General features: G+C 65.0%; 25 protein-coding genes. 5 read left to right on the plus strand and 20 right to left on the minus strand.

What is annotated here, in order from left to right; all coding sequences use genetic code 11:
- Positions 1-33 precede the first annotated feature (33 nt).
- From ADADO0_RS06210 to ADADO0_RS06225, 4 genes are read right to left on the minus strand one after another with little or no spacing between them, the layout of a single operon-like run.
- A complete protein-coding gene (locus ADADO0_RS06210) occupies positions 34-834 on the minus strand; it encodes an ABC transporter permease (RefSeq protein ID WP_511304240.1) in 801 nt (266 codons plus the stop codon).
- Between the two features lie 24 nt (positions 835-858).
- Positions 859-1689, minus strand: a complete 831-nt coding sequence (locus tag ADADO0_RS06215; protein ID WP_511304241.1) for a fumarylacetoacetate hydrolase family protein — start codon at positions 1687-1689, stop codon at positions 859-861.
- Positions 1686-2372, minus strand: a complete 687-nt coding sequence (locus ADADO0_RS06220) for a hypothetical protein (RefSeq protein ID WP_511304242.1) — start codon at positions 2370-2372, stop codon at positions 1686-1688. The genes ADADO0_RS06215 and ADADO0_RS06220 overlap by 4 nt, the downstream gene beginning before the upstream one ends.
- Before the next feature lie 15 nt (positions 2373-2387).
- Positions 2388-3431 carry an NAD-dependent epimerase/dehydratase family protein gene (locus tag ADADO0_RS06225; protein ID WP_511304243.1) on the minus strand — a complete coding sequence of 348 codons (1044 nt, stop codon included), beginning with the start codon at positions 3429-3431 and terminating at the stop codon, positions 2388-2390.
- Between the two features lie 214 nt (positions 3432-3645).
- On the opposite strand from ADADO0_RS06225, the gene ADADO0_RS06230 reads away from it, so the two are divergent.
- Both ADADO0_RS06230 and ADADO0_RS06235 read left to right on the plus strand, forming a co-directional pair.
- Entirely contained in the window at positions 3646-4503 is an 858-nt protein-coding gene (locus ADADO0_RS06230) for an IclR family transcriptional regulator (protein WP_511304244.1), read from the plus strand.
- Between the two features lie 36 nt (positions 4504-4539).
- Positions 4540-5958: a mandelate racemase gene (locus ADADO0_RS06235; protein ID WP_511304245.1), complete on the plus strand. Its 1419-nt coding sequence runs from the start codon at positions 4540-4542 to the stop codon at positions 5956-5958.
- Positions 5959-6321: 363 nt separating this feature from the next.
- On the opposite strand, the gene ADADO0_RS06240 is transcribed toward ADADO0_RS06235, so the two are convergent.
- From ADADO0_RS06240 to ADADO0_RS06260, 5 genes are all read right to left on the minus strand, one after another.
- Positions 6322-6513, minus strand: coding sequence for a hypothetical protein (locus ADADO0_RS06240; RefSeq protein ID WP_511304247.1), 192 nt, complete (start codon positions 6511-6513; stop codon positions 6322-6324).
- A gap of 233 nt (positions 6514-6746) precedes the next feature.
- Positions 6747-7190 carry a PCC domain-containing protein gene (locus ADADO0_RS06245; protein WP_511304248.1) on the minus strand — a complete coding sequence of 148 codons (444 nt, stop codon included), beginning with the start codon at positions 7188-7190 and terminating at the stop codon, positions 6747-6749.
- Positions 7190-8065, minus strand: coding sequence for an MBL fold metallo-hydrolase (locus ADADO0_RS06250; protein ID WP_511304249.1), 876 nt, complete (start codon positions 8063-8065; stop codon positions 7190-7192). The genes ADADO0_RS06245 and ADADO0_RS06250 overlap by 1 nt, the downstream gene beginning before the upstream one ends.
- 195 nt (positions 8066-8260) lie before the next feature.
- Positions 8261-9511: an LVIVD repeat-containing protein gene (locus tag ADADO0_RS06255; protein ID WP_511304250.1), complete on the minus strand. Its 1251-nt coding sequence runs from the start codon at positions 9509-9511 to the stop codon at positions 8261-8263.
- Positions 9512-9642: 131 nt separating this feature from the next.
- The gene (locus ADADO0_RS06260; RefSeq protein WP_511304251.1) at positions 9643-10662 is read right to left on the minus strand and encodes a Bug family tripartite tricarboxylate transporter substrate binding protein; all 1020 of its coding nucleotides are present in this window, start codon (positions 10660-10662) and stop codon (positions 9643-9645) included.
- A 234-nt stretch (positions 10663-10896) separates the two neighbouring features.
- Between ADADO0_RS06260 and ADADO0_RS06265 the strand changes: the two genes are divergently transcribed.
- Positions 10897-11574: a GntR family transcriptional regulator gene (locus tag ADADO0_RS06265; RefSeq protein ID WP_511304252.1), complete on the plus strand. Its 678-nt coding sequence runs from the start codon at positions 10897-10899 to the stop codon at positions 11572-11574.
- A gap of 6 nt (positions 11575-11580) precedes the next feature.
- Here ADADO0_RS06265 and ADADO0_RS06270 read toward each other — a convergent pair whose 3' ends face one another.
- The 3 genes from ADADO0_RS06270 to ADADO0_RS06280 form a co-directional block, all read right to left on the minus strand.
- Positions 11581-11832 carry a hypothetical protein gene (locus ADADO0_RS06270; RefSeq protein WP_511304253.1) on the minus strand — a complete coding sequence of 84 codons (252 nt, stop codon included), beginning with the start codon at positions 11830-11832 and terminating at the stop codon, positions 11581-11583.
- Between the two features lie 166 nt (positions 11833-11998).
- A complete protein-coding gene (locus tag ADADO0_RS06275) occupies positions 11999-12541 on the minus strand; it encodes a carboxymuconolactone decarboxylase family protein (protein ID WP_511304254.1) in 543 nt (180 codons plus the stop codon).
- A 64-nt stretch (positions 12542-12605) separates the two neighbouring features.
- Positions 12606-13547: a VOC family protein gene (locus ADADO0_RS06280; protein WP_511304255.1), complete on the minus strand. Its 942-nt coding sequence runs from the start codon at positions 13545-13547 to the stop codon at positions 12606-12608.
- On the opposite strand from ADADO0_RS06280, the gene ADADO0_RS06285 reads away from it, so the two are divergent.
- Positions 13546-13722 carry a hypothetical protein gene (locus ADADO0_RS06285; protein WP_511304256.1) on the plus strand — a complete coding sequence of 59 codons (177 nt, stop codon included), beginning with the start codon at positions 13546-13548 and terminating at the stop codon, positions 13720-13722. The genes ADADO0_RS06280 and ADADO0_RS06285 overlap by 2 nt on opposite strands.
- On the opposite strand, the gene ADADO0_RS06290 is transcribed toward ADADO0_RS06285, so the two are convergent.
- From ADADO0_RS06290 to ADADO0_RS06325, 8 genes are all read right to left on the minus strand, one after another.
- Entirely contained in the window at positions 13707-14588 is an 882-nt protein-coding gene (locus ADADO0_RS06290; protein ID WP_511304257.1) for a fumarylacetoacetate hydrolase family protein, read from the minus strand. The genes ADADO0_RS06285 and ADADO0_RS06290 overlap by 16 nt on opposite strands.
- Positions 14589-14617: 29 nt before the next feature.
- The gene (locus ADADO0_RS06295) at positions 14618-15646 is read right to left on the minus strand and encodes a uroporphyrinogen decarboxylase family protein (protein WP_511304258.1); all 1029 of its coding nucleotides are present in this window, start codon (positions 15644-15646) and stop codon (positions 14618-14620) included.
- A gap of 66 nt (positions 15647-15712) precedes the next feature.
- Positions 15713-16951: an ABC transporter substrate-binding protein gene (locus tag ADADO0_RS06300; RefSeq protein WP_511304259.1), complete on the minus strand. Its 1239-nt coding sequence runs from the start codon at positions 16949-16951 to the stop codon at positions 15713-15715.
- Between the two features lie 13 nt (positions 16952-16964).
- Positions 16965-17990: a branched-chain amino acid ABC transporter permease gene (locus ADADO0_RS06305; RefSeq protein ID WP_511304260.1), complete on the minus strand. Its 1026-nt coding sequence runs from the start codon at positions 17988-17990 to the stop codon at positions 16965-16967.
- A 10-nt stretch (positions 17991-18000) separates the two neighbouring features.
- Positions 18001-18882, minus strand: a complete 882-nt coding sequence (locus tag ADADO0_RS06310; RefSeq protein WP_511304261.1) for a branched-chain amino acid ABC transporter permease — start codon at positions 18880-18882, stop codon at positions 18001-18003.
- On the minus strand, positions 18879-19610 hold the full coding sequence (locus ADADO0_RS06315; RefSeq protein WP_511304262.1) for an ABC transporter ATP-binding protein: 732 nt from the start codon (positions 19608-19610) through the stop codon (positions 18879-18881). The genes ADADO0_RS06310 and ADADO0_RS06315 overlap by 4 nt, the downstream gene beginning before the upstream one ends.
- Positions 19607-20398, minus strand: a complete 792-nt coding sequence (locus ADADO0_RS06320) for an ABC transporter ATP-binding protein (RefSeq protein ID WP_511304263.1) — start codon at positions 20396-20398, stop codon at positions 19607-19609. Before ADADO0_RS06320 ends, ADADO0_RS06315 begins: the two co-directional genes overlap by 4 nt.
- On the minus strand, positions 20398-21045 hold the full coding sequence (locus tag ADADO0_RS06325; RefSeq protein WP_511304264.1) for a polysaccharide deacetylase family protein: 648 nt from the start codon (positions 21043-21045) through the stop codon (positions 20398-20400). Before ADADO0_RS06325 ends, ADADO0_RS06320 begins: the two co-directional genes overlap by 1 nt.
- A 370-nt stretch (positions 21046-21415) precedes the next feature.
- Here ADADO0_RS06325 and ADADO0_RS06330 point away from each other — a divergent pair, with 370 nt between their 5' ends.
- A complete protein-coding gene (locus ADADO0_RS06330; protein ID WP_511304265.1) occupies positions 21416-22333 on the plus strand; it encodes a LysR family transcriptional regulator in 918 nt (305 codons plus the stop codon).
- The last annotated feature ends 14 nt before the right edge of the window (positions 22334-22347 follow it).

The raw sequence follows: 22347 nt of genomic DNA on the forward strand, positions 1-22347 counted from the left end.
TTGTTGTGTGGATTTCGGACGTGGCGCCGCTGGCTAGGCGGTGCCGGCGAACTCCCCGCGCCGTGAGGCGTGCCACGGGATCAGGAAGTGCTCGATGAGGTCGAGCGCCATGAACAGCAGCACGCCCATCATCGAGAGCACGAACAGCGCCGCGAACATCAAGGGCAGGTCGAAATTGCCGTTGGCGATCTGAAGCAGATAGCCGATGCCGGAATTCGAGCCGACGAACTCGCCCACCACCGCGCCGACCACCGCCAGGGTGATCGACACCTTGAGCCCGCCGAAAATGCTCGGCAAAGCGTGCGGCAGGCGGATGCGGATGAAAGTCCGCAGCGGGTTCGAGCGCATGGAGCGGGCGAGATCGATCATGTCGGCATCGATGCTCTTGAGGCCGATCACGGTTGCGACCACCACCGGGAAGAAGCCGAGCAGGAAAGCGGCGATGATCTTGGGGATCAGGCCGAAGCCGAACCAGACCACGAACAGCGGCGCCACCGCGATCTTCGGCACGCTCTGGGAGAACACCAGGACCGGATAGAGGAAGCTCTCGATCAAGCGCGAGGAGGCAATCAGCATGGCGACCGGGATGCCGAACAGCGCGCTCAGCATGAAGCCGGCGAGCGTCGCATAAAGGGTCGGCACCGCTTCGCGCAGCAGCAGCGGCCATTGCGCGATCAGCTCCTTCACCACCAGCGTCGGCGCCGGGATCAGATAGGGCGGGATGCGCAGGATGCGCACCCCGAGGTCCCAGCCCACCAGGATGATGACCATGAGCAGGAACGGGCGGATGGCTTCCGAGACCGCGATGGCCTTGAGCGTGCGAACAATTGCCATGGGATTTTCCTTGAACCTTCCCGCCTAGACCACGGCCTGGAGCTGTTCGCCCAGGCCCGCGATGCCGAGGCGCACACGGTCGCCGCGCTTGAGATAGAACGGCGGCTTCTGGCCCAGCCCGACGCCCGCCGGGGTGCCGGTGATGATGAGATCGCCGGGCAGCAGGGTCATGAAGGCGCTGATGTAGCTGACGCATTCCGCGACGCCGAAGATCATCTGCGCGGTGGAGGAGGACTGGCGGCGCACGCCCTCGACATCGCACCACAGGTCGAGCGCCTGCGGGTCGCCCACCTCGTCCGCGCTCACCAGCCAGGGACCGACCGGGCAGAAGGTGTCGTGGCTCTTGCCCTTGGTCCATTGGCCGCCGCGCTCCAACTGGTGGGCACGCTCGGACACGTCATGGGCGATGCAATAGCCGAACACATAGTCGAGCGCGTCGGCGAGCGGCACGTTGCGGGCGGTGCGACCGATGACGATGCCCAGTTCCACCTCCCAATCGGTCTTCTCGGCGCCCTCCGGCAGGCGGATGTCGTCGTTCGGCCCGCACAGCGAGGTGGTGGCCTTCAGGAAGATGATCGGCTCGGAGGGAATCGGCGCGCCGCATTCGTGGGCGTGGTCATGATAATTCAGCCCGACGCCGACGATCTTGCCGATGCCCGCCAGCGGACAGTCGAGGCGCGGATTGCCTTCCACGAGAGGCAGCGTCTGCGGGTCGATGGCGGCGAGCGCGCCGGGATCGGCCAGCAGGGCCGCATCGATATCGCCGACCCTTCCCTCAAGGCTGCGTAGCGCGCCCGTCTTGTCCACAAGGCCGGGGCGCTCATGCCCCGCCTCGCCGTAGCGCACCAGTTTCATTGCGTGTCCTTATTGTCGGAGCGACGCACGTCGCTCGCCTTGATGCGCGTTTCGAGCCAGTAGATGTGGGCCACGAGGTCGGCGGCGTGGGGTGCCAGCAAGGCCTTCAGGCTGTCCGCCACAGCCTCCGCATGGGGACGATCCAGCACCTCGGCGGCGATCAGGAATTGCCGCTCGCCGGGGCCGGCGGAATAGATCTTCCGCTCCGCCGTCACGATGTTCGAGGCGGCGGTGTCCATGTCGTAGAGCGAGACGCGAAGGTTCGCTGCACCCGTCGCCATCCAGCCCTCAAGCGCATCGGCGATCTCGGGTCCCGGCCGGGGATCGTTGAAGCGCACCAGGACGATGTAGGGCGCATGCGCCGGGGTCGCGCCCAGGGTGCGCAGCCGGTGATAGAGGCTGCGCTCGGGATTGCGGAAGTGCGTGAGCGATTCCTGCGTCCACGGCGTCGGCCGGTTCAGGGCCGCGAGATAGGGCGCGCTGCTCAGCACACCCGTGTCGTGGGTCACGTAGCACATGAAGAAGGTGGGGCCCTCTCCCGCGGCGCGGTAACGCCGTCCCTCGACGAAGCCGGGAATGCCCACACGCTCGGGAACGTGCTCGCAATTGTGCCATTCCTGGTAGCGCAGCTGGTAGTCGGCATCGATGTCCGACCAGAAGCCCATGAAACCGTGATCGCTCATTGTCTCAAGCCCCGCTCAGAACAGGCCGTCGCGGACTTCGTAGCGGGTCGGCTTGCCGTAGATCGGCATGTCCCGCTCCACCCAATGGGCGACCCACTCGATCATCCGGGCGAGCGGCACGTTGGGGTAGCCGAACAATTTCTGGGCCTGGAACGTGCTGTTGACCCAGCCGGTGGGCTGCTCGACGCCGTCGAACAGCGGCTCCTTGTCGAACAGGCGGCCGAAGGCATGGGCGATGGCGCGCACGCTGGCCTGCTCGGGTCCGCCAATGTTCAGTGGCGTGGTGGGCGCGGTGCAGTGCTTCAGGGCGCGCAGGATCTGCGCATTGGCATCGCCCTGCCAGATCACGCTGGCATGGCCGGTGGCGATCGGGATCGGCTCGCCGCGATAGACCCAGCTGGCGATGTCGTGGAGCACGCCATAGCGCAGATCGATGGCGTAGTTGAGCCGGATCAGCCGCCCCGCCGTGCCATGGACATGGGAGCCGTACTCGAACGCGCGCTCGCGGCCGACGCAGGAATTTGCATAGTCGCCGACTGGGCGCGGCTGCACGCTCTCGTCCCAGCCATTATGGGCGACGACGCCGAACGGATAGACGCACAGGGTGGAGAAGGCGACGATCCGGGCATTGCGATAATGGTCAGCCACGGTTGCCGGCGCAGTGGTGTTCATGGCCCAGGCGAACGAGGGGTCGCTGTTGGTGCCGAACTTCTTGCCGGCCATGTAGACCACGTTGGCGACCTTCGGCAGCCGGGCGACGGCGCTCGGGTCGAGCAGGTCGCACTTGATGGTCTCGATGCCCCACTGCGCCAGCTCCTCCTGGGAGCCCGGCTCGGAGAACCGCGCCACGCCGATGACATTCTTGTGGGGCGCCGCGCGCTTCGCCATCCGCGCCAGGGAGGGGCCGACCTTGCCGGCCACGCCGAGCACCACGATGTCGCCGTCGACGCTGGCGAAATCCTCCACAAGGCCCTGGGTCGGCCGGGAGACCAGCTCCTCGAGCTGCTCCTCGGTTTCGATGACGTCAGGCAGGCTCTCGAAAGTCAGACGTTCCGACACGCTTCGCTCCCATGTGCGATGGCTCGGCGAGGACGTCCTGCCGGCCTTTTTTATTGGGTAACGCCGTTACCCCTACTAAAAGGGATTCCACGCCCAAGTTTCGCTGTCAATCGCGATTTTAACGGATTTTGGTGATGAAGTGCGCTTGATCGGAGTGATTTCACTGCTAACATCGTTATCAACGAAGCATACGCGCACCCAAGGTTTTGCATCCATGTCGAAAGCGGTCCCTTTGGACGGCCGTCCAGAAAAGCTGGACGAAACCATCATCTCGGTGGCCCGGTCGTTCGAGGTCATCGAAATGCTGGCCGAGTCCGTGGACGGCCTGCCGCTGGCGGAGATTTCCCGGAACCTCGGGCTCAACAAGGCGATCGTGATCAAGATTCTCCACACGCTGGAGAAACTGATGCTGGTGTGGCGCGACGAGCGGGCGCAGCGCTATTTCCTCACCTACCGGGTCAGCAACCTCGGCCTGCGCCACCTCCAGACCAGCCGCCTGCTCGACCAGTGCTCGGCGGCGCTGCGCCAGCTTGCTGAAGAGACCGGCGAACTGGTGCGCCTCGCTATCGTCGAACCGGGCGGACAGCGCATCGTCTGGGTGCAGTCCTTCGCCGGCAGCAAAAGGTCGCTCCGCATCGACCCGAACTACACGCTGGAAATCGGCCTGCACACGCACGCCACCGGCAAGGCGTGGCTTTCGACGTTACCCTTTTCCGATGCCCTCAAGCTCATTCTCCAGCAGGGCCTCGATCCGCTGACGCTCCACTCCAAGACCTCGATCACCGAGGTCCGCGCGGAACTCGAGCAGGCCGCCCGCATGGGCTATGCCATGAGCTATGAGGAGAACGAGCTTGGCGTGGGCGCGGTGGCGGCGCCGATCAAGGCGTCCACCCTCAACGGCGAGCCGGAATGCGTCGGCGTCGTCAGCCTCGCCGCGCCGACCAACCGCATGAGCCGCTCCGACCTCGAATCCTGCGGCCTCATTGTCGTCGCCACCACCAACCGGCTCGGCGAGACCTGGCCGCTGGAAGCGCGTGCGCGCAGCGGCGCCTTCCCCCGCATGGTCGAGTGACCGTTTCGGACTCTGCGAATTGGGAGATTTGCGACCATGGCTGCAAGCAGGCCTGACTGTCCGCGCCTTCGGCTGGAGGCGTTCGAACTGCGCGAGCGCAATGTCGACCTGCGGCTGCCGTTCCGCTTCGGCATCGCCACCCTCACCCAGGCGACCCAGGCGGTGCTCACCGTGCGCATCGCCTTGGAAGACGGCCGCAGCGGCGAAGGATACGCCGCCGAAAGTCTGCTGCCGAAATGGTTCGACAAGAACCTGGCGCTCTCCAACGACGACAATATGGACCAGCTCCGCGCCGCCCTACGCATTGCGCTGGATCTCTATGGCGCGGCCGGCGTCGACACCGCCTTCGGGCTTTCCGCTCGCCTCTATGGCGAACAACACGCGCGCTGCGCGGCGCAGGGGCTCAACCATCTGGTCGCCTCCTACGGCCCAGCCTTGGTCGATCGCGCGATTCTTGATGCGCTGGGCCGGCTTCTGGGGCTGTCGTTCGCGCAGATGATCACCGGCAACGTGCCCGGCATCACCACCGACGCCCTGACCCCCGACCTTGCCGGCTTCGACCTGACGGCCTTCCTCGCCAACCTCTCCGCGCCGGCCACGATCTCGGTGCGCCACACGGTGGGGCTGGTGGATGCCCTCACCGCAAGCGATCTCACCGAGCCACGCCTGAACGACGGCCTGCCGGAAACGCTGGAAGAGGTCGCCCGGCACTATGGCTGCCGCTATTACAAGCTCAAGGTGGGCGGCGACATGGCGGCCGACCTCGACCGGCTGGAGCGCATCGCCGGCGTGCTGGATGCTGAGGCGGGAAACTATCTCTCCACCCTCGATGGCAACGAGCAATATGAGGACGTTGAGGGCATCACCGAGCTGTGGCGGCGTATGGGCGAGGCGCCCAAGCTGCGCCGGCTGCTCGCCTCGGTGCTGCTGGTGGAGCAGCCGATCAAGCGGGCGGTCGCCCTGGAGCGGTCCGTCGCTTCGCTGGCCGCGCGGACGCCGCTCATCATCGATGAATCCGACGATGACATCAGTGCCTTCCCGCGTGCCGTCGCGCTCGGCTACACCGGTGTTTCCAGCAAGAATTGCAAGGGTTTCTACAAGTCGATCCTGAACGCCGCGCGGGTGGCGCGCCTCAATGCCCAGCCGGGGGCGAACAGGCGCTATCTGCTTTCGGCGGAAGATCTCAGCACCTGGTCCGGCATGTGCGTGCAGCAGGACCTGGCCCTGGTCTCGCTGCTGGGCCTGTCCCATGTGGAGCGCAACGGCCATCATTATATCGACGGCATGTCGTTCGCGTCCGATGCGGAGCAGGACGCCTATGTGTCCGCCCACCCCGATCTCTACCACCGCACACCCGGCGCCCCCACCCGGTTGACGATCCGCAACGGCGACCTCGCAATCGGCTCCCTGAACCGCCCCGGCTTCGCCGTCGCCGCGTCCGCCATCGGCTTCTGAGGCGCGCATTGTGTGTCGGATGATCGGGTGTGGCCTTCGGTGGTTGCGTTATCTCTCTCCCGCGCGGAAGCGCTGCGAAAGGGCTCCAGCAAATTCCCACGGTTCGTTAAGTGCTGAGGCCGGGCCGTTTCCACCCCGCCCCGAGGGGGAGAGGTCGGCTGCGAAGCAGCCGGGTGAGGGGCCTCCGACATTTCAGGATTGGAAAGGGCTGCCCCCCTCACCCCAACCCTCTCCCCGTCGGGGAGAGAGCATGTGGCTGTCGATCGAGAAGCTCAACCGATCCCGCGCTTGGCCCTTTCGCACAGCTCTCGCAAGCGGAAGAGGGAATAACGCAACGGTCCCCTCAGGGGGAGCCTCGCTCGATCAGCCGGCGGCGTCTTCGCGTTCCTTCAGCAGTGCGTCCAGAACGGCCTGCTGCTCGGCGATCCGGTCCGCGCCGCGTTCCTCGTCGGCTGCGCCCGAATAGGCGGCCGCCTGTTCCACGAGCTGCCGGAGATTGTCCCGGGCGATGGCGATGCGGCTGTCGAGTTCGTCTTTCGAGAAGGTGTCGGTCATGTCCGTCTCCTTGAGAGGGGTTCGTTCGGATGGATCGCATTCGAGGCGATCCGCCGTTCCGTGCCAAGTGGGGTTGGTCGTGGGGATTGTCGTGGGGTTCGTCGTCGGGTTCGTTGTGGGCGTCATACCGTAGGCTACAAACGCATGCGCCCTCCAGGTTGATCCACCTGAAGGGCGCTGCATTAAATTCGCGATGTCGCGCGGGGCTCAATCGCCCCGCCGGTGGGTGTTGATCAGTCGAGCGGCACCAGTTCGTAGATCTGGGTCGCCATGCCGCCCTTCAGGCCGCCCTTGCTGAGATGGCCGACGCGCACGTCCTCATTCTCGCCGGGGCCGCCGCCGAGTGCCATGTGGATGTGGATATAGGGCTGGGGCTCGGTCCAAACCGTGCCTTCGGGAAGCCCGAGGGCGGCCGGCGGCTTGTCCAGCCAGGAAATGTTGCCGTAGGCGACCAGTTCGCGCCAGCCGACCAAATGCTGCCGGTTCATGTCAAAGGTCTGCTGGGTGTTGAAGCCGGTGATCATTCCGGTCTCGGCCAGCGCGCCGAGCAGGAAGATCGAGCCGTAGCGGATGTTCTTGTCCCGCACGAACTGTTCCAGCTCAGCCATGTATTCGTCGGTCTTATCGAAATTGACCTGGAATATGCGACCTTGTTTGAATTCCTGGAACCTGTACATCAGACACTCTCCTTAACTTCGTCGTAAACGCGGGCAATGCCGGTGCGGAACGTCGTCTGGCGTTGCTTCATCCAATACGCACCCTTCGAGGTGTCCGCCGCGAAGAACTTGCTTTCGATCGTCGGGTCGGAAATCGCCTCATCCTTGCTGAGGCCCTTCTTCACGAGGTCCGTCACAGACCCGAGGATATCGAGCATGCGCGCGTGGATGCGGCGGACCACATCCATGCCGCAGACTTCGCCGTGGCCGGGCACGATGGTGTCGACGGGAAGGGTCTGAATCCACTCCAGCTCCCGGATCCATTCGCGCAGGAACGCATCGCGCAATCCGCCGCCGCCATCGGTGTTGCAGACCACATCGCTGGCGAAGATCACCCCTTCTTCGGGAATGACGACAGCTGAGGTGCCGGGGGAGTGGCCGCCCATCCGCTTGATGTTGAAGGTCACGGGCTCCAAGTGAAGCACCATGGTCTCTTCCCAGCAGAAGGTCGGGGTCGGCACCACCGCGTCCGTGAGGATTTTGGCCTCGTCGGTTTCTCCGCGGTCGATCAGGGTGTCGACGAAGATCTTCTTCGAGAAGGCGTTGCCGCCCTTCGTGATTTCGTCGAAGGCGACCTGCGGCGCCAGGAAGTTCACGCTGTCGCCGATGCCGTCGATGAAGGAGGTTCCGGCGATATGGTCGCCGTGGAAGTCCGTCGCGATCAGGTAGCGCGCGCCGCGCGGATGGAGACCGGCGACGAATTTCTGCCAGTGGGCGGAATCGGTGGGGCGCACCGGGCAGTCGATCAGGACGGCACCGGATTTTGTCACGACCGTGCCGACATTCGCCCAGTCGTAGCCGGTCTCAACATAGATGGTCTTGCCAAGCTGCTGCATGGTCGTCTCTCTCCCTTCAGGGGGCGCCGTTTCGTTACGCGATCGCTCCCTCTCCCGCTTGCGGGGGAGGGCTGGGGAGGGGGCCGGAGCCTCAGAAGACTTCTGGCACCCAGCCGCTACGCACCAATTCCCCCTCCCTAACCCTCCCCCGCAAGCGGGAGAGGGAATAAAGCGAGGGCCGACAGCACCCAGCCGCTAACCCGTGTATTCGATGATGTGCATGCCGAGGCCCCGGCGATCGGAGATGTAGAGCAGGCCGGTGTCGCGGTCGCAGAACACTTCGTTGGTCTGCGGGCAGAAGTATTCGTTGTTACCGGCCGGCATGTAATAGCCCACTTCCTTCGGCTCGAACGGGTTCGACCAGTCGACGATGCGCAGGCCCGCGTTGAACCAGGTGAGATAGGCGAGGTCGTCCGCCTTCATCAGCTGCCAGGTGTTGTGCGAGCCGTAGCGGGCACCCTGGTTGCACCAGGAGGCATCCTTGGGCCGCATGGTGATGGGATCGATGGGATAGGGATTGAAGGTGCTGATCGAGATCGGGTCGTTTGCGTTGCGCATGTCGAGGAAGGTGGCGAAGCCCGGCGGGTGAGCGCCGTTCGCGACATGGGTCTCGGTGAGATAGATGCCGAACGCCGACCCATCGGGAACGATGAAGGTGTGCGCCGCTGGGGAATACTGGTGCGTGGCGAAGAAGTTGCGGCGCCACATGAACTTGGGGCGGGCGGGATCGGTGAGGTCCATCATGCCGAAGCCGGCCCGGCGCCACGCGCAGGTCACGTAGTTGCCGAACGGCTGGGCCTCGTGCAGGTCGGGGAACTTGATGATCTCGGTATCCCAGCTCGGCTCCTCGCCGGCCGCCTCGTTCTGTCCCGGCACCCAGCCTTCGCCGATCAGCTCGGGGTTCCGCGCGTCCTTCATGTCATGGACGATCAGAACCCGGCCGTTGCAGCCGTCCTTGAAGCCGCCGCTGTAGAGCAGCTTGCGCTTGGGGTCATAGACCGGACGGTGGATGCCGAGGCCGTCGGTCTCCACATACTTCATGAAGCGGGGATCGCGCGGGTTGCTGATGTCGTAAAGCGCGAGGCCGCCCTTCACGTTGGGATCGTCCACATCCGGCTTCTTCTCGACGTTCATGATGAGAACGTCGTCCACCAGCAGCACCTTGTGGGTGCGGGCGGAGGGCGGGTTGTTGATCTGCTTTATGATGGTCGGCTTGGCCGGGTTGGAGACATCAAGCACGGTGAGGCCGAACGCGCCGTTCTTGAACCCGCCGCCGGCGATGTAGCAGACGCCGTCGCGCACCCGGATCTGGAACGAGTCCTTCCAGCCGGCGAGGTCCGAATGGCCGACCAGCCGGGTGTTCTTCGCCTCTTCCTTGCGGGGCTCGGTGAGCGCGCTCGGCGCGCTGTCCTCGGGCACCGGCTTCAGGAAATATGGCTTGTTCATTGCTGTACCCTCACGCGCATGGATGTCCTGTGTCGACATGCCGTTAGATCTGCGGATGTCAGCGTCGATGTTCCGGGTAGATCGGGCCACATCGGGAGGCCACATCTGCTTCCCGACGTGGCTTGATCGCGCTACTCGCCGGCTTCGATCTTGTTGTCGCGGATCACCTGGGTCATCCGTTCGATCTCCTTGGAGAGGAGCTGGTTGGCGAATTCCGGGGTCTGGTCGGGAAGCGGATATTCCAGCGAACCCACTGCGGTGTAAGACTTTTGCACCTCGGGTGAGGCCAGGGCCTGTCGCAGCGCGGCGTTCAGCTTCGCCACCACCGGCTCCGGCGTCCCGGCGGGTGCCAGCAGCATCTGCCACACCGGATTGTCCCCCTTCTCCAGCCCCACCGTACTCGCCACCGGAACCCCCGGCAAAACCTCCCCCGGCTTGTCCGCTCCCGCCGCAAACGCCTTGATCGTGCCCGCCTGGATCTGCGGAATCGCGAGTGTGGAGCCGACCCAGACCAGGTCCACATGGCCGGCGACCACGTCGTTCAACGCCGCGCCGCTGCTCTTGTAGGGCACCAAAGTCACCTCCGCGCCCAGCGCCTGGGCGGTGATGAAGGCATTGATATATCCCGCAGAACCGACGCCGGGGTGGGCCCACAGGGCGGGCTTTCCGGGGCCCTGCATCCAGGTCTTGAGGGCGGGCACATCATTCGCCGGCAGGGTCTTGCGCCCCACCAGGAAGGAATAGGAGCGATTGAGCATGCCAACCGCAGTCAGGTCCTTGGTGATGTTCAGCGGCATCTTCGGATAGAGCGCCGGGATGGTGGCGATGCCGCTCTGGGTGGCCAGCAGGGTGTAGCCGTCATGCGTCGCGTTCACGACCTTGAGCGTGCCGATGGCGCCGCCCGCGCCGCCGAGATTCTCGATCACCACCGGCTTGCCCAGGGTCGCGCCCATGCTCTGCGCCACCACGCGAACCGCCGCATCGGTGGGGCCGCCGGCGGCGTAGGGGACGATGATGGTGATCGCCCGCGTCGGGTAATCCTTCGCGTCTTCAGAGCGGGCGACGTCCGCACCGGCGAGAAGGCCGCCGGTCGCCAGCAGGGCGGCTAGCAGCAGGGCGCGTCTCGGGTACCGTATCGAGAGCATCGGCATTTTGTCCTCCCAGGACATGACGGGATGTTTTGAGTCGCTCAGGCGCGCCGAAGTCGCAGCCGTGCTTATGTCGAGGTCTTGTTTCGTGGGCCGAACAAAAATCGATTTTCATTTTCATGTCAACGTGAATATCGATATTATATCGCAGGAATTGAGAAATTCAGCTACGAACTGGCATATTTGGAGAAAGGGTGTATTTGCCAGACCATACCGCTGGGGAAGGTGAGGGCGTCGATGATCCAGAGTGAAACGCTCGCAAGCGTCGCTTATGAGCGGCTGCGCGGCGATATCATTGGCGGGCTGTTCAAGCCTGGCGAAAAGGTTCGCATCCGCGCGCTGTGCGAGGAATATGGGATCGGCCCGAGCCCGATCCGCGAGGCGCTGAACCGGCTCTCCAGCGAAGGTCTCCTGAAGCAGACCGACCAACGCGGGTTCCGCGTTCCCCCCGTCACGCTCAAGGACCTCGACGAACTGGTCAAGGCGCGGTGCTGGGCCAACGAGGTCTGCCTGCGCAATTCCATTCGCACCGGCGGTTTTGAATGGGAGGAGCGGGTCATCTCGACCTACGCCCAGCTCGAGCGCGCGCCGCGTTCGCAGTCAACGGAGGCGGGCGCCCGCGACACCCGCTGGGAGACCGCCCACGAGGCATTCCACGCCGCGCTTCTCTCCGCCTCAGGCTCCTCCTGGATCGAGGATTTTTGCGCCAAGACCTTCCTGGCCGGAGAGCGGTATCGTCATTCCGCCCGCGATCCGGTGGCCTCGTCATCATCGCGGCGCGACGAGCACCGGGAGATCAAGGAGGCGACCCTGGCGCGCCGCGAGGATGAGGCGGTGGAGCTTCTGTGCGAGCATTTCCGCAAGACCGCCCGGCTCGTCCGGGAAGCCCTGCGCTCCGGAGCCAAGGCGGGCTGATCCGCCCTACGCGGCCATGCCGTGGGCGGTGTTCAGCAGGACGAGCGCGGCCTCCTTGGCCTGCTCGATGCGGGCGAAGCTGTGCTGGTCCAGGCAGCCACCCTTGAAGCCGAAATAGATCTGCCACATCTGCTCCGGCACCAGCGTGCCCGGCAGGTCCGCCTCGATGAAGCGTGTGGCCTCGATGACATCCGCAACGGGAAACGCGTCATCGGCGGCGGGCTTTATATCGTCATAGCCGTCGCAGTCTTCACACATCGCTTTGCCCGATCACCCCATGCTGCCCAATGGAACGGCCCGAGGGCCATTCTCGCGCTTATCGCGTGAGCGGTATAAATAATCAAATTCAAGCGTTTTTTATGGCGAATGAAACCAAGAATGTCGATTTTTTTTGGGGCGTGATCGACGGGGATATGGCAGGCGCTCACTTGCGCAAGAACCACCCCTCCACCTCGATCTGCATCGGCAGCAGCATCCGCACCACGCCATTGTACCAGGCGGCGGCCATCATGATGTCCATGGCCTCGCGCAGCTCGAAATGGGCGCGCAGGTCGTTCCAGATCTCATCCGGAACCTGCGGGTTCAAGGTCGCCTCGCGGGCATAGCGGATCACCGCGCGCTCGGCGGCGTCGAACTCCGGCGAGGTCTCGAAATCGGCAAGCTGTTCAAGCTGGGCGCGGCGCACGCCCGCCTTCAGCGCCGAATTCCAATGGTGCTCGAACTCATATTGCGCGCCGCTGGTCAGGCCCACGGTGACGATGGCGAGTTCGCGCAGCCGCTGCTCGATCTTGGCGCCGTTCTTCATCTCGCCGGTGAAGGCGAGGAGCGGATCGAGCAGGTTGGGAATGTTCGCCAGCGCCAGGAAGATGTTCGGCGGCGGGTCGCCACGGTCGCGCAGCATCCGATCATAGGCGGCCTTGTGCGCCTCGGGGAATTCGTCGCGTGTCGGATAGGGGACGCGGGCCATGAGGGGTCCTTGAATGAAGGGCAATCGGGGTGGGAAAAGGGGCGCCGGGGCCACCGGCGCCCACTCACTCCGCGATCTGGAGAAATTCTTCCAGCGACATGGGCGCGCCGCCGGGGGCGGGGTGGCTGATCTCGGCGCCGAGGAAAGGCGAGCGATCGGCGAACCAGGATTTGCGGGGCGGCAATCCCCACGCCTCGGTCGCGCGTGTAACCTGCGTCACGTCCCAGTGACGGGTCGCGTCATCGCCGTCCATGTAGACGATCGGCGGCAGCAGAAGCTCCACGCGGTGGCCGTCCGGGTCCTTCAAATACACATAGTAGGAGTGCCCCACCCCGTGCTTGCCGGGGCCGTACTCCACGCTGTCGCCCCAGCCCAGCTCGCCCAGCGTGTCGCATGCGCGCAGCATGGATTGGACGTCGGGGATGATGTAGCCGCAGTGATGGTAGGCCGGCCCATCGCGCTCCAGGAACACGAGATCGTAGGGCGTTTCCTTCATCTGCAGGAACACGCCGACCGGATGCACGCCCGCCACCGTCATGTAGTCGGCGATGCGGCAGCCGAGCCCGGTGTAGAAGGTCGCCGCCTTGAAGATGTCAGGCACGGTGATCTGGTAATGGTCGAAGCGCCGCGCGGCGCCGCCCTTGTGCTCCTGCACCTGCATGTCGCGGCGCGGCTTGTGGTCCATGCTGGCGACGATTTCCAGCGGCACGCCCATGATATCGGTGGTGTGGAGCGTGCGGCCCTGGAACGGCGCTTCCACCCAGTCGCATTTCAACTGCAGCTTCTCGAGCGTGTGTTTGGCGATATCCAGGTCTTCGTCGTCGAACACCCGCAGGCCGATGCGCTCGCACGCGGGCTGGCCGCTGCTGCGCTTGATCGTCAGGCTGTGGTGGGCGCGCTCCTCAAGGCCGCGCAGATAGACCGTATCCTGGTCTTCGTCGCTGACCACGAGGCCGATCACCTCGGTGTAGAACTCCCGGCTCTTGTCGAGGTCACGAGAGGTCATGACCGCATGGCTGGCGCGACGGAATCTGAACGGCGATTTGTGGTTCGTCGCAGGTATGTTCGGTGTCGACATGGCGCTTCCTCAAGAGATTGTTTTTTTCATTTTTGCACCGGGCGCGCGCGGCGTGTCACGCACTGATCGTGCCGCCGCTGCCGCGCCTTATGCGGCGGCCTGACGCTGCTCCTGGGCGATGGGGTTGCGCAGCACGCCGATGCCCTCGATCTCGCATTCGCAGACATCGCCGGGCTTCATCCAGAGCGGCGGCTTGCGCGCGAGGCCGACGCCTGCCGGAGTGCCCATGATGATCACATCGCCGGGCTCCAGCGTCATGCATTCCGAGACGATGACGATGGTGGTGGCAACGTCGAAGATCATCTCGTCGGTGTTGGAATTCTGCACCACCTGGCCGTTGAGGCGCGTGCTGACCCGCAGGCCTCTGGCGCCCGCCGGCAGCGCATCCGCCGTCACCAGATCCGGGCCGAAACCGCCGGTGGTGTCGAAATTCTTGCCGATGGTCCACTGCCCGCCGCGCAACTGATAGTCGCGGATCGAGCCGTCGTTGAACACGGAATAGCCGGCCACGGCATCGAGCGCGGTGTTAGGCGTCGCATGCCGGGTGCGCTTCCCAACGACGATGGCAAGCTCCACCTCATAGTCGAGACGTTCGGAGGCTTCAGGCCGGACGATATCCGCGCCGTGGCTGGTGAGGGAGGCGGTCGTGCGCAGGAACATCTCGGGATAGGTCGGCGTCTTGAAGCCGCCCTCCGCCGCATGGTCCTTATAGTTCAGTCCGAGGCAGACGATCTTGCCGGGCCGGGGGATCGGCGGCAGGTGCACCGCATCCTCCACCGAAACCCCGGCATCGCGCGACGCACCGGCAAGCGCGGCGTCGAGCTTTGCCCGGGCCGGCGCGCCACCCCCGAGAAATGTCGCGAGATCGCCGGTGAAATCCGGCACCAGATCGGCAAGGGGAACGTAGCGGTCGTTCAGGCGGACGCAGGGCGTCTCCTTGCCGGCGAGGGAGAGGGTGGCGAGTTTCATGGCGAAGGCGATGCCCTGTCTGTGGGGTGTCAGTTCAGTTCGGCGCGGACGATGGCAGCGCCTTCGGCCAGCGACTTGAGCTTCCCGAAGGCGGTCTCGCGCGGCATGTATTTCATGCCGCAGTCGGGGGCCGGGATCAGCCGGTCCGGCGTGATGAATTCCAGCGCCGAGCGGATGCGCCCGGCGACCTGCTCTGGGGTTTCGATATTGGCATCGCCGAGGTCGATGACGCCGAGGATCATGGTCTTGGGCGCCAGCTCGCGCAGCACGCCGAGATCGATCTTCGGCTGCGCCGCCTCGATTGAAATCTGGTTCGCGATCGTGTCTGCAAGCTGCGGCAGGAAGGAGTAGCCGCTGGGCTTGCCCTTCACGATATGGGCGTAGCCGAAGCACAGGTGCAGGGCTGTGGTGGCGGTGACGCCCTCCAGCGCGCGGTTTAGTACCTTCACGGCCCAGCGCTCGGCGGCGGCCACGTCGTGGCGCAGCCAGGGTTCGTCGAGCTGGATCACGTCGGCACCGGCGGCTGCAAGGTCCCGGGCTTCGGCATTCACCGCCGCCGCGAAATCCATCAGCATCTCTTCTTGGTCGTCGTAATATTCGTTGTACGCCTGCTGGCACATGGTGAAGGGGCCGGGCAGGGTGATCTTGATCTTGCGATCGGTGTTGGCGCGCAGGAATTCGAGATCGCGCACCTCCACCGGCCCGGTGCGCCGGACCTTGTCGACGACGCGCGGCAGATAGCTGACGAGCCCGTCCTTCTGCTGCAGTTCGTGCGGCGTATCGATGTCGATGCCGTCGAGCACGGTGGCGAAGCGGTTGGAATAACTCTCGCGCCGGATTTCCCCGTCCGAGATGATGTCGATGCCGGCCTTTTCCATGTCGCGGATCGCCAGCACGGTGGCGTCGTCCTGCGCCCTCTCAAGAAACGGCTCGGGGATGCGCCAGATGTCCCGCATCCGCACGCGCGGCACTGTGTTGGACTTCAGTACGTCGCGGTTCACGAGCCAGTCGGGCTGGGGATAGCTGCCGACGACGGTGGTCTGGAGGATGTCAGCCATGGCGGACCCCTTGAGGTTCAAAGCGGAGGAGACGCCCCGGCCGTTCAGCGGCCGGGGCGGATGGTTTCAAAGCTTGGGGGTCTTGCCCTCGTAGGCGATGACGCCGCTCGCGGGCACGTAGCCTTCGCCCTTGAAGACGAACAACTGCATGGACTCGATGGGGAACGGGTCCTCGACGCCGTTGGAGTTGAGCTTGATGCCCGGTAGTAGCAGGCTCAGTTCGATGCCGGCCATGTGGCGGGCGGTCTCCAGGAAGGCTTCGCGGGTCGGCTCCTTCATGTTCTGGAGCACCTTCACCGTCGCCTCGGCGATGGTGTAGCCCATCTGCCCCAGCGTATCGCCCTTGTCGAAGCGCGGCTTGAACTTCTCATAGTCGGCCAGATACTGCTTCACGCCGGCATCGGCGGCGTAGGTGTCGCTTTCGATCGGCTTCATGAACTGACCGGTGATCACGCCTTGCAGGTTCTCAATCCCGGCCGGCCGCAGCGCGATTGGTGAAGAGGCGGCGTAAGTAATCATGATCAGCGGCTTCCAGCCGCTTTCGGCGCTAAACCGCACGGCCTGCGCGGCGGGCTTCGGCACAGTTGCGATCAGCAGCGTGTCGGCCCCGCTGGCCTTGAGGTTGGTGAGCTGGGTGTCGACGGTCGGGTCGCTGTAATTGTGCGGCTGGGCCTCCGTCAGGGTGATATTGGTGCCCTTGATGGCGGCCTTGAAGCCGGCGACGAAGTTCTGGCCGAAGTCGGTGTTGAGATAGAGGATCGCCACCTTGGCGTTCGGCTTATTCTGCTTGAGATATTCGGCGTAGATCGCGGATTCCGTCGTGAACGAGGGCACCAGCGAGGTGCTCATGGGGTTCTGCGCCTCAATGCCGAACTCGTAGACGCCGGAATAGACGAACAGGCTCGGCACCTTCCGCTGGTTGAGATAGGAACGGATCGCCTGGTTCTGAAGCGTGCCGACTACGCCCACCAGCGCGAATACGCCGTTCTGCTCCACCATGCGGCGGGTGTTGGTGAGTGCACGGGGCGGCTCGTTGGCATCATCGGTGATGGTGAAGTCGATGGTGCGGGTCTTGCCGTCGCCCATCTTGACCCCGCCGGCGGCATTCACCGCCTTGAACTTGAGGTCCATCCCATCGCCCAGCATGCCGACCGCGGGCGTGTTTCCCGTGACCGGGGCAATGGTGCCGAGCTTGATGGTGGTGTCGGTGATCCCCGGTGTCTGGGCCAGGGCAGCGCTCGCGGTGAGCGAGACGAACGCGACAAGGGCCGCGCGGGTTAGACCGAAGGCGTGTTTCTTTTGCATTGTGTCCTCCTCCCTATTCTTTTTCGACCAGGGCAATGGGCTTGCCCGTGGTCATCTTCATCGGGCTTTCAACGCTCGAACGCGGGGTGATGCGGGCCGAGAGACGCGACAGCCATTTTGCGATGAGGCCGGCCACGCCCTCACGGGCGACAAGCATCATCACGACCAGCGTGCCGCCATAGATCAGGCCCGCCATGGCGAGGCTGATGTGCGAGGACCATTCCGGCAGGAACACCACGATCACCGCGCCGATGAAGGCGCCGGACATGCTGGTGATGCCGCCGATGATGGCCCCGGCGAGGAATTCGAATGATTTGAAAAGCTGGAAGGAATCCGGGCTGACGAAGGCGTTCACGAGGGCGAACAGTCCGCCCGCGAACCCGCCGAAGGCCGCGCTCATGGCGAAGGCGGCGATCCGCGTGCGGGCGATGTGGATGCCGAACGCCTCGGCGATGGTGGTGTTGTCGCGCACCGCGCGCAGCACCCGCCCGGTCTCGCCCCGGATGAGCTGGGACATGACGATGACGCACAGCGCGGCACCGGCGAGGCAGATGAAATAGACGAACGCGTCCTGGTCCATGGGCAGCCAGGAGGGCGGCTCTGGCTTGTCGATGGTGATGCCGCCGGTGCCCTTGGTGATCTTGTCGAAGCGCATCACCAGCGGCGGCACCAGCGCCGCCAACACCAGTGTCAGGATGGCAAGCTGCAGCCCCTGGAGCCGGAGCGCGGGAATGCCGATGAGCGCCCCGAGCAGGGCATTGGCCAACACCGCCGCCGGGAGTGCCAGCCAGAAGGAGAGGTGGTAGTCCGCCATCAGGATGGCCACGACATAGCCGCCGATCGCGAAGAACACGCCCTGGGCCAGGGACACCTGACCGTTGAACCCCATCAGCAGGTTCAGCCCGAGGATGGCGATGGCGTAGCTGAGGGCGATGGACGCCTGGAAAACCATGAAGCCCGGCAGAATGGCCGGCACGACAGCCAGCGCCGCGAAGGCGGCGAGGCCGAGGATCAGGGGTGCGACGGGGCTCCTGCGCATAATGGATGCTTCACACTCTCGTCGTGCCGGACCGGCCGAACAGGCCTTGCGGACGGATGAACAGGATCAGGGTGATGAGCAGGAAGGGGATGGCGAGCCGCAGTTCCGCTCCGATGAACTTGATCAGCGTCGTGCCCACGCTCTCGGCGACGCCGACAATCAGCCCGCCGATGATCGCGCCCGCCGGACTGTCCCAGCCGCCGAGCGTCGCGGCGGCGAGCGCATAGATGATCACCGACAGCATCATCGTGGGGCTGAGGAACAGCGACGGCGCGGCCAGCACCGCCGCAATGAAGCCGAACACAGCGGCGAGCCCCCAGCCGAACATCAGCATGGTCTCGACCTCGATGCCGACATACGGGCTCTTTTCGCGCTCGGCGGCGGCGGCCCGCATGGCAAGGCCGATGCGCGTCAGGCGGAACACCAGCACCAGGACTAGTGCGAGCACCGCCAGGGTCGCGAGCATGCCGACATTGTTGGCGCTGATCCGCACCCCGCCGATGGTCCAGATGGTGTTGGAGAACAGGCGCGGGAACTGGAAATTGTCCGATCCCCAGATCCACAGGCAAAGCGCCTGGAAGGCGATGAACAAGCCGATGCAGGACACCACGATGGTTTCCTGCGGCGCGCTGACGATCGGCCGGATGACGAGGCGGAACACCACCGCGCCGATCACGAAGGACACCACCGCCGTGAGGGCAAGGGCGAGGTAGAGCGGCACGCCCCACGCCATCATCTGCCAGCAGATATAGACCGAGAAGGTCGCGATCTCGCCTTGGGCGAAATTGACGATGCGGGTGGCGCGGTGGATCAGCACCAGGGCCAAAGCGAGCGCCGCATAGATGGTGCCGGAGGCGAGGCCCTCGACCATTTGCTGCAGGATGAGTGTCATGCCTCGATCCCCAGATAGGCGTGCTGGACCACGGAATTCTGGCTCAGCTCGGCGGCGCTGCCTTCGATCTCGATCTCGCCATGCTCCAGCACATAGGCGCGGGCGGCGATCTCAAGGGTGAGGTGGGCGTTCTGCTCGACGATCAGGATCGCCGTGCCGCGCTCGGCGGCGAGATCCCGCAGCAGGGCGAACAGGTCGGCGGTGATGGCCGGGGCGAGCCCGAGGGAGGGTTCATCGCACATCAGCACCTGGGGTCTCGTCATCATGGCGCGGGCGATCGCCAGCATCTGCTGTTCGCCGCCGGAGAGGCTGCCGGCGAACTGGCCCTTGCGCTCGCCGAGGCGCGGGAAGGCGGAGAACCAATAGGCGATGTCCTCGTCGATCCGCGCCTTGGACGCGACCGTGTAGGCACCGAGCCGCAGGTTCTCCTCCACCGTGAAGTCCACAAACGTGCCGCGCCCCTGCGGGACATGGGCCAAGCCCAGCGCCACCCGCTTCGCCGCGCTGACCGAGGAGATGTCTTTTCCGCGCAGGGTGATGGCGCCGGTGTGCCTGAGCGCGCCGGAGATGGCGCGCAGCGTCGTGGTCTTGCCGGCGCCGTTCGCGCCCAGCAGCGCGACGATCTCGCCTTCGCCGACGCTGATATTGATGTCGCGGACGATATGATGGGCGCCATAACCGGCGCAAAGGGACGTGACTTGAAGCGTGTTATCTTGAAGGGATGTCATTTCACCGCCCCGCCGAGATAGGCCGCCACCACCTGAGCGTTGCCCTGGATCTGCGCGGGCGTTCCCTCCGCGAGCTTCGAGCCGAGGTGCAGCACGACGATGCGTTCGCACAAACGCATGACGAGCCGCATATTGTGCTCGACCAGCAGGACCGTGAGCGCGAACCGCTCCTTCACCCGCAGCAGCATGTCACCGAAGGCGAGCACCTCGCCCTGTGTCAGGCCGGCGGCCGGCTCGTCGAGCAGCAGCAGCCGGGGCTTGGCGGCCAGCGCACGGGCCACCTCCAGGCGCTTCAGCGTGCCATAGGGCAGGTCGCTGGCCTTGTGGTGGGCGAGATGGTCGAGATTGAGTTCGCGCAGGATCTCGCGGCACCAGTCGATGGCGCGGCGTTCCTCCGCCTGGGTGCGGGCGGGATTGATGAGCGGCGTGAAGAAGCCGACCGTGCGCGCATGGTGCATGCCGACCAGAATGTTATCCAGCACGCTCATCTGCCCGTACACACCGAGATTCTGGAACGTCCTGGCGATGCCGAGCCCCACCACCTCGCGCTTGCGCACGCTGGTGATGTCCTTGCCGAGAAACCGGATTTCGCCCTGGGACACGGAATAAAGCCGGGTGATGCAGTTAAAGAGGGTGGTCTTGCCGGCGCCGTTGGGGCCGACCAGGCCGCACAATTCGCCGTCATTCACCACGCAGCTCACGCCGTTCAGCGCGCGCACGCCGCCGAAGGCGACGCCAACATCGAGCACATGGAGCACGGGGGAGGCTGGGGTATCGGGCGCGCGCATCAGGAGCTCGCGTCGATGACGTAGGATTCAATGGGCGCCACCAGCTTGCCGCGTTCCAGCGGCACGCATTCGCGCGGGAAATCCTGCTGGAACACCGCGCCGCGATCCTTGGCGGCGCGAATGAACCGGTCGAGGTCCGCCATGGCCCCGGTGGGCAAGTCGTGGAGCACGATCAGCGCGTGCTCGCGCTGGAAGCACAGGTCCAGGGCCCGGTCTACCCAGCCCTGGGGATAGACCCAATCCTCGGGAATGACGTTCCACAGGACGCAGGTATAGCCTCCGTCCATGAGATATTTCAGGGCTTCCTTGTTGAGCAGCCGCCCGTCCAGAACCCCGCCGCCGCCGAACGGGCGGAAGAACCGCCGCTCGTGCGCGAGGTCGCCGATCAGCTTCTGGGTGCGCGCGATCTCGGAGGTGGAGATGCCCTCGATCGAACTCATGCCCAGCGGCACCATGTGATTGAACGTGTGGTTGCCGATCCAATGGCCCTCGCCATGCGCCCGCTCGGCGACGCTCCGGCGATCGCGCAGCTTGTCGCCCAGCACGAAGAAGGTGGAGCGAATGTCGTGCCGGCTCAGCGTATCGAGCACAACAGGAGTGGTGTCGGGGTCCGGGCCGTTGTCGAAGGACATGGTGATCAAGGTCATGTGTGAACCCAACTCAAGGCTTGGTGCGGCGGGCGGGCAAAAGCATGCGCGGCGTGAGCCGCGCTATGCGGCTATGCCGGCCGAGGAACGGGGTGTGCCATGGCGCGCGGAGCGGCCGGGCAGCGTGTCTTGCGGTGGATGTGATGAGGCGGCCGCATCCCGTCCGGGATGGACTGAAGGCGCATGCGCGAAGGCTGCGCCCCAAGGCGCATTGCGAGCTGAATCCATGATCGTTTCCATCCCGTGACGGTCTGGCCCCCGAGAGGTGCCGCCGTCTTGAGAATGATCATGGTCCGGACCGTCGCTGTTGATAATCCGGAATAAACCGAAAATACTGTTTCCAGATCGTCGATAATGGAAACCTGACCTGATGGCGACCCTGCCCCACGGAATGCTGGATGGCGCGAGCGTGCTCTCGCTTCGCTGTTTCGTCGCGGTGGTGGAGACGCAGAGCTTCTCCTCGGCGGCGCGCCAGTTGCGGCTCGCTGCCTCCACCGTGACCAAGCAGATCCAGTTGCTGGAAGGCGCCGTCAACGTCGCTCTGGTGCATCGGACCACGCGGCGGCTCAGCGTGACCGACGGCGGCGCGCGCTTCTACGAGCAGTGCCTCGCCATTCTCGCGCAGATCGACAGCGCCACGGCTGTGATGATCGCCGAGAAGGAATTGAACGGGCATCTCAGGGTCACAGCCCCGCCGTCCTTCTCCAATGCGGTGCTCGGCCCGAACATCCACCATTTCCTGCGCGAGCATCCGGGCATCACGGTGGATATCCTGGTGTCCAGCGCGACCCCCGACCTGATTCGCAACCGCATCGATGTCGCCATCGTGCTCGACGAGGAGCCGACCTCGAAGCTGACCCATGCGGTGCTCGCCCAGTGCCGCCTCACGCTGTGTGCCTCCCCCGCCTATATCGAGCTGCGCGGTGATCCGGCCTCGGCGCGGGACCTTCTCGGCCACGACTGCCTCTCGGGGCGCTTTTCCGAACTGGCGGAAGGCTGGACGCTGCAGGACGGCGCTGTGGGGCAGCTCGTCAATATTCCCTTCCGCCTGCTCTCCGACAGCGGGGAGCTCTTGCGCCAGGCGTGTCTGGGCGGGGCGGGGATCGGCGCCTTCTATCATTTCCATGTGGCGGAGGATCTGAAAAGCGGCCGCCTTCTGCGCGTGCTGCCGCGCCTGGAGCCTCGGCCCAAGAACATCCACGCGGTGATCCCCCACCGCCAGATCGTGCGGCCCCACGCCCGCGCCTTTATCGAATTCACCCGCGGACTGTTGACGGCCACCAACTGAGTGGGGCGGTCAGA

Source organism: Aquabacter sp. (assembly GCF_965279295.1).
Taxonomy (GTDB): Bacteria; Pseudomonadota; Alphaproteobacteria; order Rhizobiales; family Xanthobacteraceae; genus Aquabacter.

Coding starts and splice junctions, on each gene's coding strand:
- ADADO0_RS06255 (WP_511304250.1), bottom strand. CDS start 9,511: ATGAACAAGCCATATTTCCTGAAGCCGGTGCCCGAGGACAGCGCGCCG.
- ADADO0_RS06250 (WP_511304249.1), bottom strand. CDS start 8,065: ATGCAGCAGCTTGGCAAGACCATCTATGTTGAGACCGGCTACGACTGG.
- ADADO0_RS06260 (WP_511304251.1), bottom strand. CDS start 10,662: ATGCCGATGCTCTCGATACGGTACCCGAGACGCGCCCTGCTGCTAGCC.
- ADADO0_RS06245 (WP_511304248.1), bottom strand. CDS start 7,190: ATGTACAGGTTCCAGGAATTCAAACAAGGTCGCATATTCCAGGTCAAT.
- ADADO0_RS06215 (WP_511304241.1), bottom strand. CDS start 1,689: ATGAAACTGGTGCGCTACGGCGAGGCGGGGCATGAGCGCCCCGGCCTT.
- ADADO0_RS06325 (WP_511304264.1), bottom strand. CDS start 21,045: ATGACCTTGATCACCATGTCCTTCGACAACGGCCCGGACCCCGACACC.
- ADADO0_RS06270 (WP_511304253.1), bottom strand. CDS start 11,832: ATGTGTGAAGACTGCGACGGCTATGACGATATAAAGCCCGCCGCCGAT.
- ADADO0_RS06235 (WP_511304245.1), top strand. CDS start 4,540: ATGGCTGCAAGCAGGCCTGACTGTCCGCGCCTTCGGCTGGAGGCGTTC.
- ADADO0_RS06330 (WP_511304265.1), top strand. CDS start 21,416: ATGGCGACCCTGCCCCACGGAATGCTGGATGGCGCGAGCGTGCTCTCG.
- ADADO0_RS06295 (WP_511304258.1), bottom strand. CDS start 15,646: ATGGCTGACATCCTCCAGACCACCGTCGTCGGCAGCTATCCCCAGCCC.
- ADADO0_RS06300 (WP_511304259.1), bottom strand. CDS start 16,951: ATGCAAAAGAAACACGCCTTCGGTCTAACCCGCGCGGCCCTTGTCGCG.
- ADADO0_RS06320 (WP_511304263.1), bottom strand. CDS start 20,398: ATGCGCGCGCCCGATACCCCAGCCTCCCCCGTGCTCCATGTGCTCGAT.
- ADADO0_RS06240 (WP_511304247.1), bottom strand. CDS start 6,513: ATGACCGACACCTTCTCGAAAGACGAACTCGACAGCCGCATCGCCATC.
- ADADO0_RS06310 (WP_511304261.1), bottom strand. CDS start 18,882: ATGACACTCATCCTGCAGCAAATGGTCGAGGGCCTCGCCTCCGGCACC.
- ADADO0_RS06290 (WP_511304257.1), bottom strand. CDS start 14,588: ATGAAACTCGCCACCCTCTCCCTCGCCGGCAAGGAGACGCCCTGCGTC.
- ADADO0_RS06210 (WP_511304240.1), bottom strand. CDS start 834: ATGGCAATTGTTCGCACGCTCAAGGCCATCGCGGTCTCGGAAGCCATC.
- ADADO0_RS06305 (WP_511304260.1), bottom strand. CDS start 17,990: ATGCGCAGGAGCCCCGTCGCACCCCTGATCCTCGGCCTCGCCGCCTTC.
- ADADO0_RS06275 (WP_511304254.1), bottom strand. CDS start 12,541: ATGGCCCGCGTCCCCTATCCGACACGCGACGAATTCCCCGAGGCGCAC.
- ADADO0_RS06265 (WP_511304252.1), top strand. CDS start 10,897: ATGATCCAGAGTGAAACGCTCGCAAGCGTCGCTTATGAGCGGCTGCGC.
- ADADO0_RS06230 (WP_511304244.1), top strand. CDS start 3,646: ATGTCGAAAGCGGTCCCTTTGGACGGCCGTCCAGAAAAGCTGGACGAA.
- ADADO0_RS06285 (WP_511304256.1), top strand. CDS start 13,546: ATGACCGCATGGCTGGCGCGACGGAATCTGAACGGCGATTTGTGGTTC.
- ADADO0_RS06280 (WP_511304255.1), bottom strand. CDS start 13,547: ATGACCTCTCGTGACCTCGACAAGAGCCGGGAGTTCTACACCGAGGTG.
- ADADO0_RS06220 (WP_511304242.1), bottom strand. CDS start 2,372: ATGAGCGATCACGGTTTCATGGGCTTCTGGTCGGACATCGATGCCGAC.
- ADADO0_RS06315 (WP_511304262.1), bottom strand. CDS start 19,610: ATGACATCCCTTCAAGATAACACGCTTCAAGTCACGTCCCTTTGCGCC.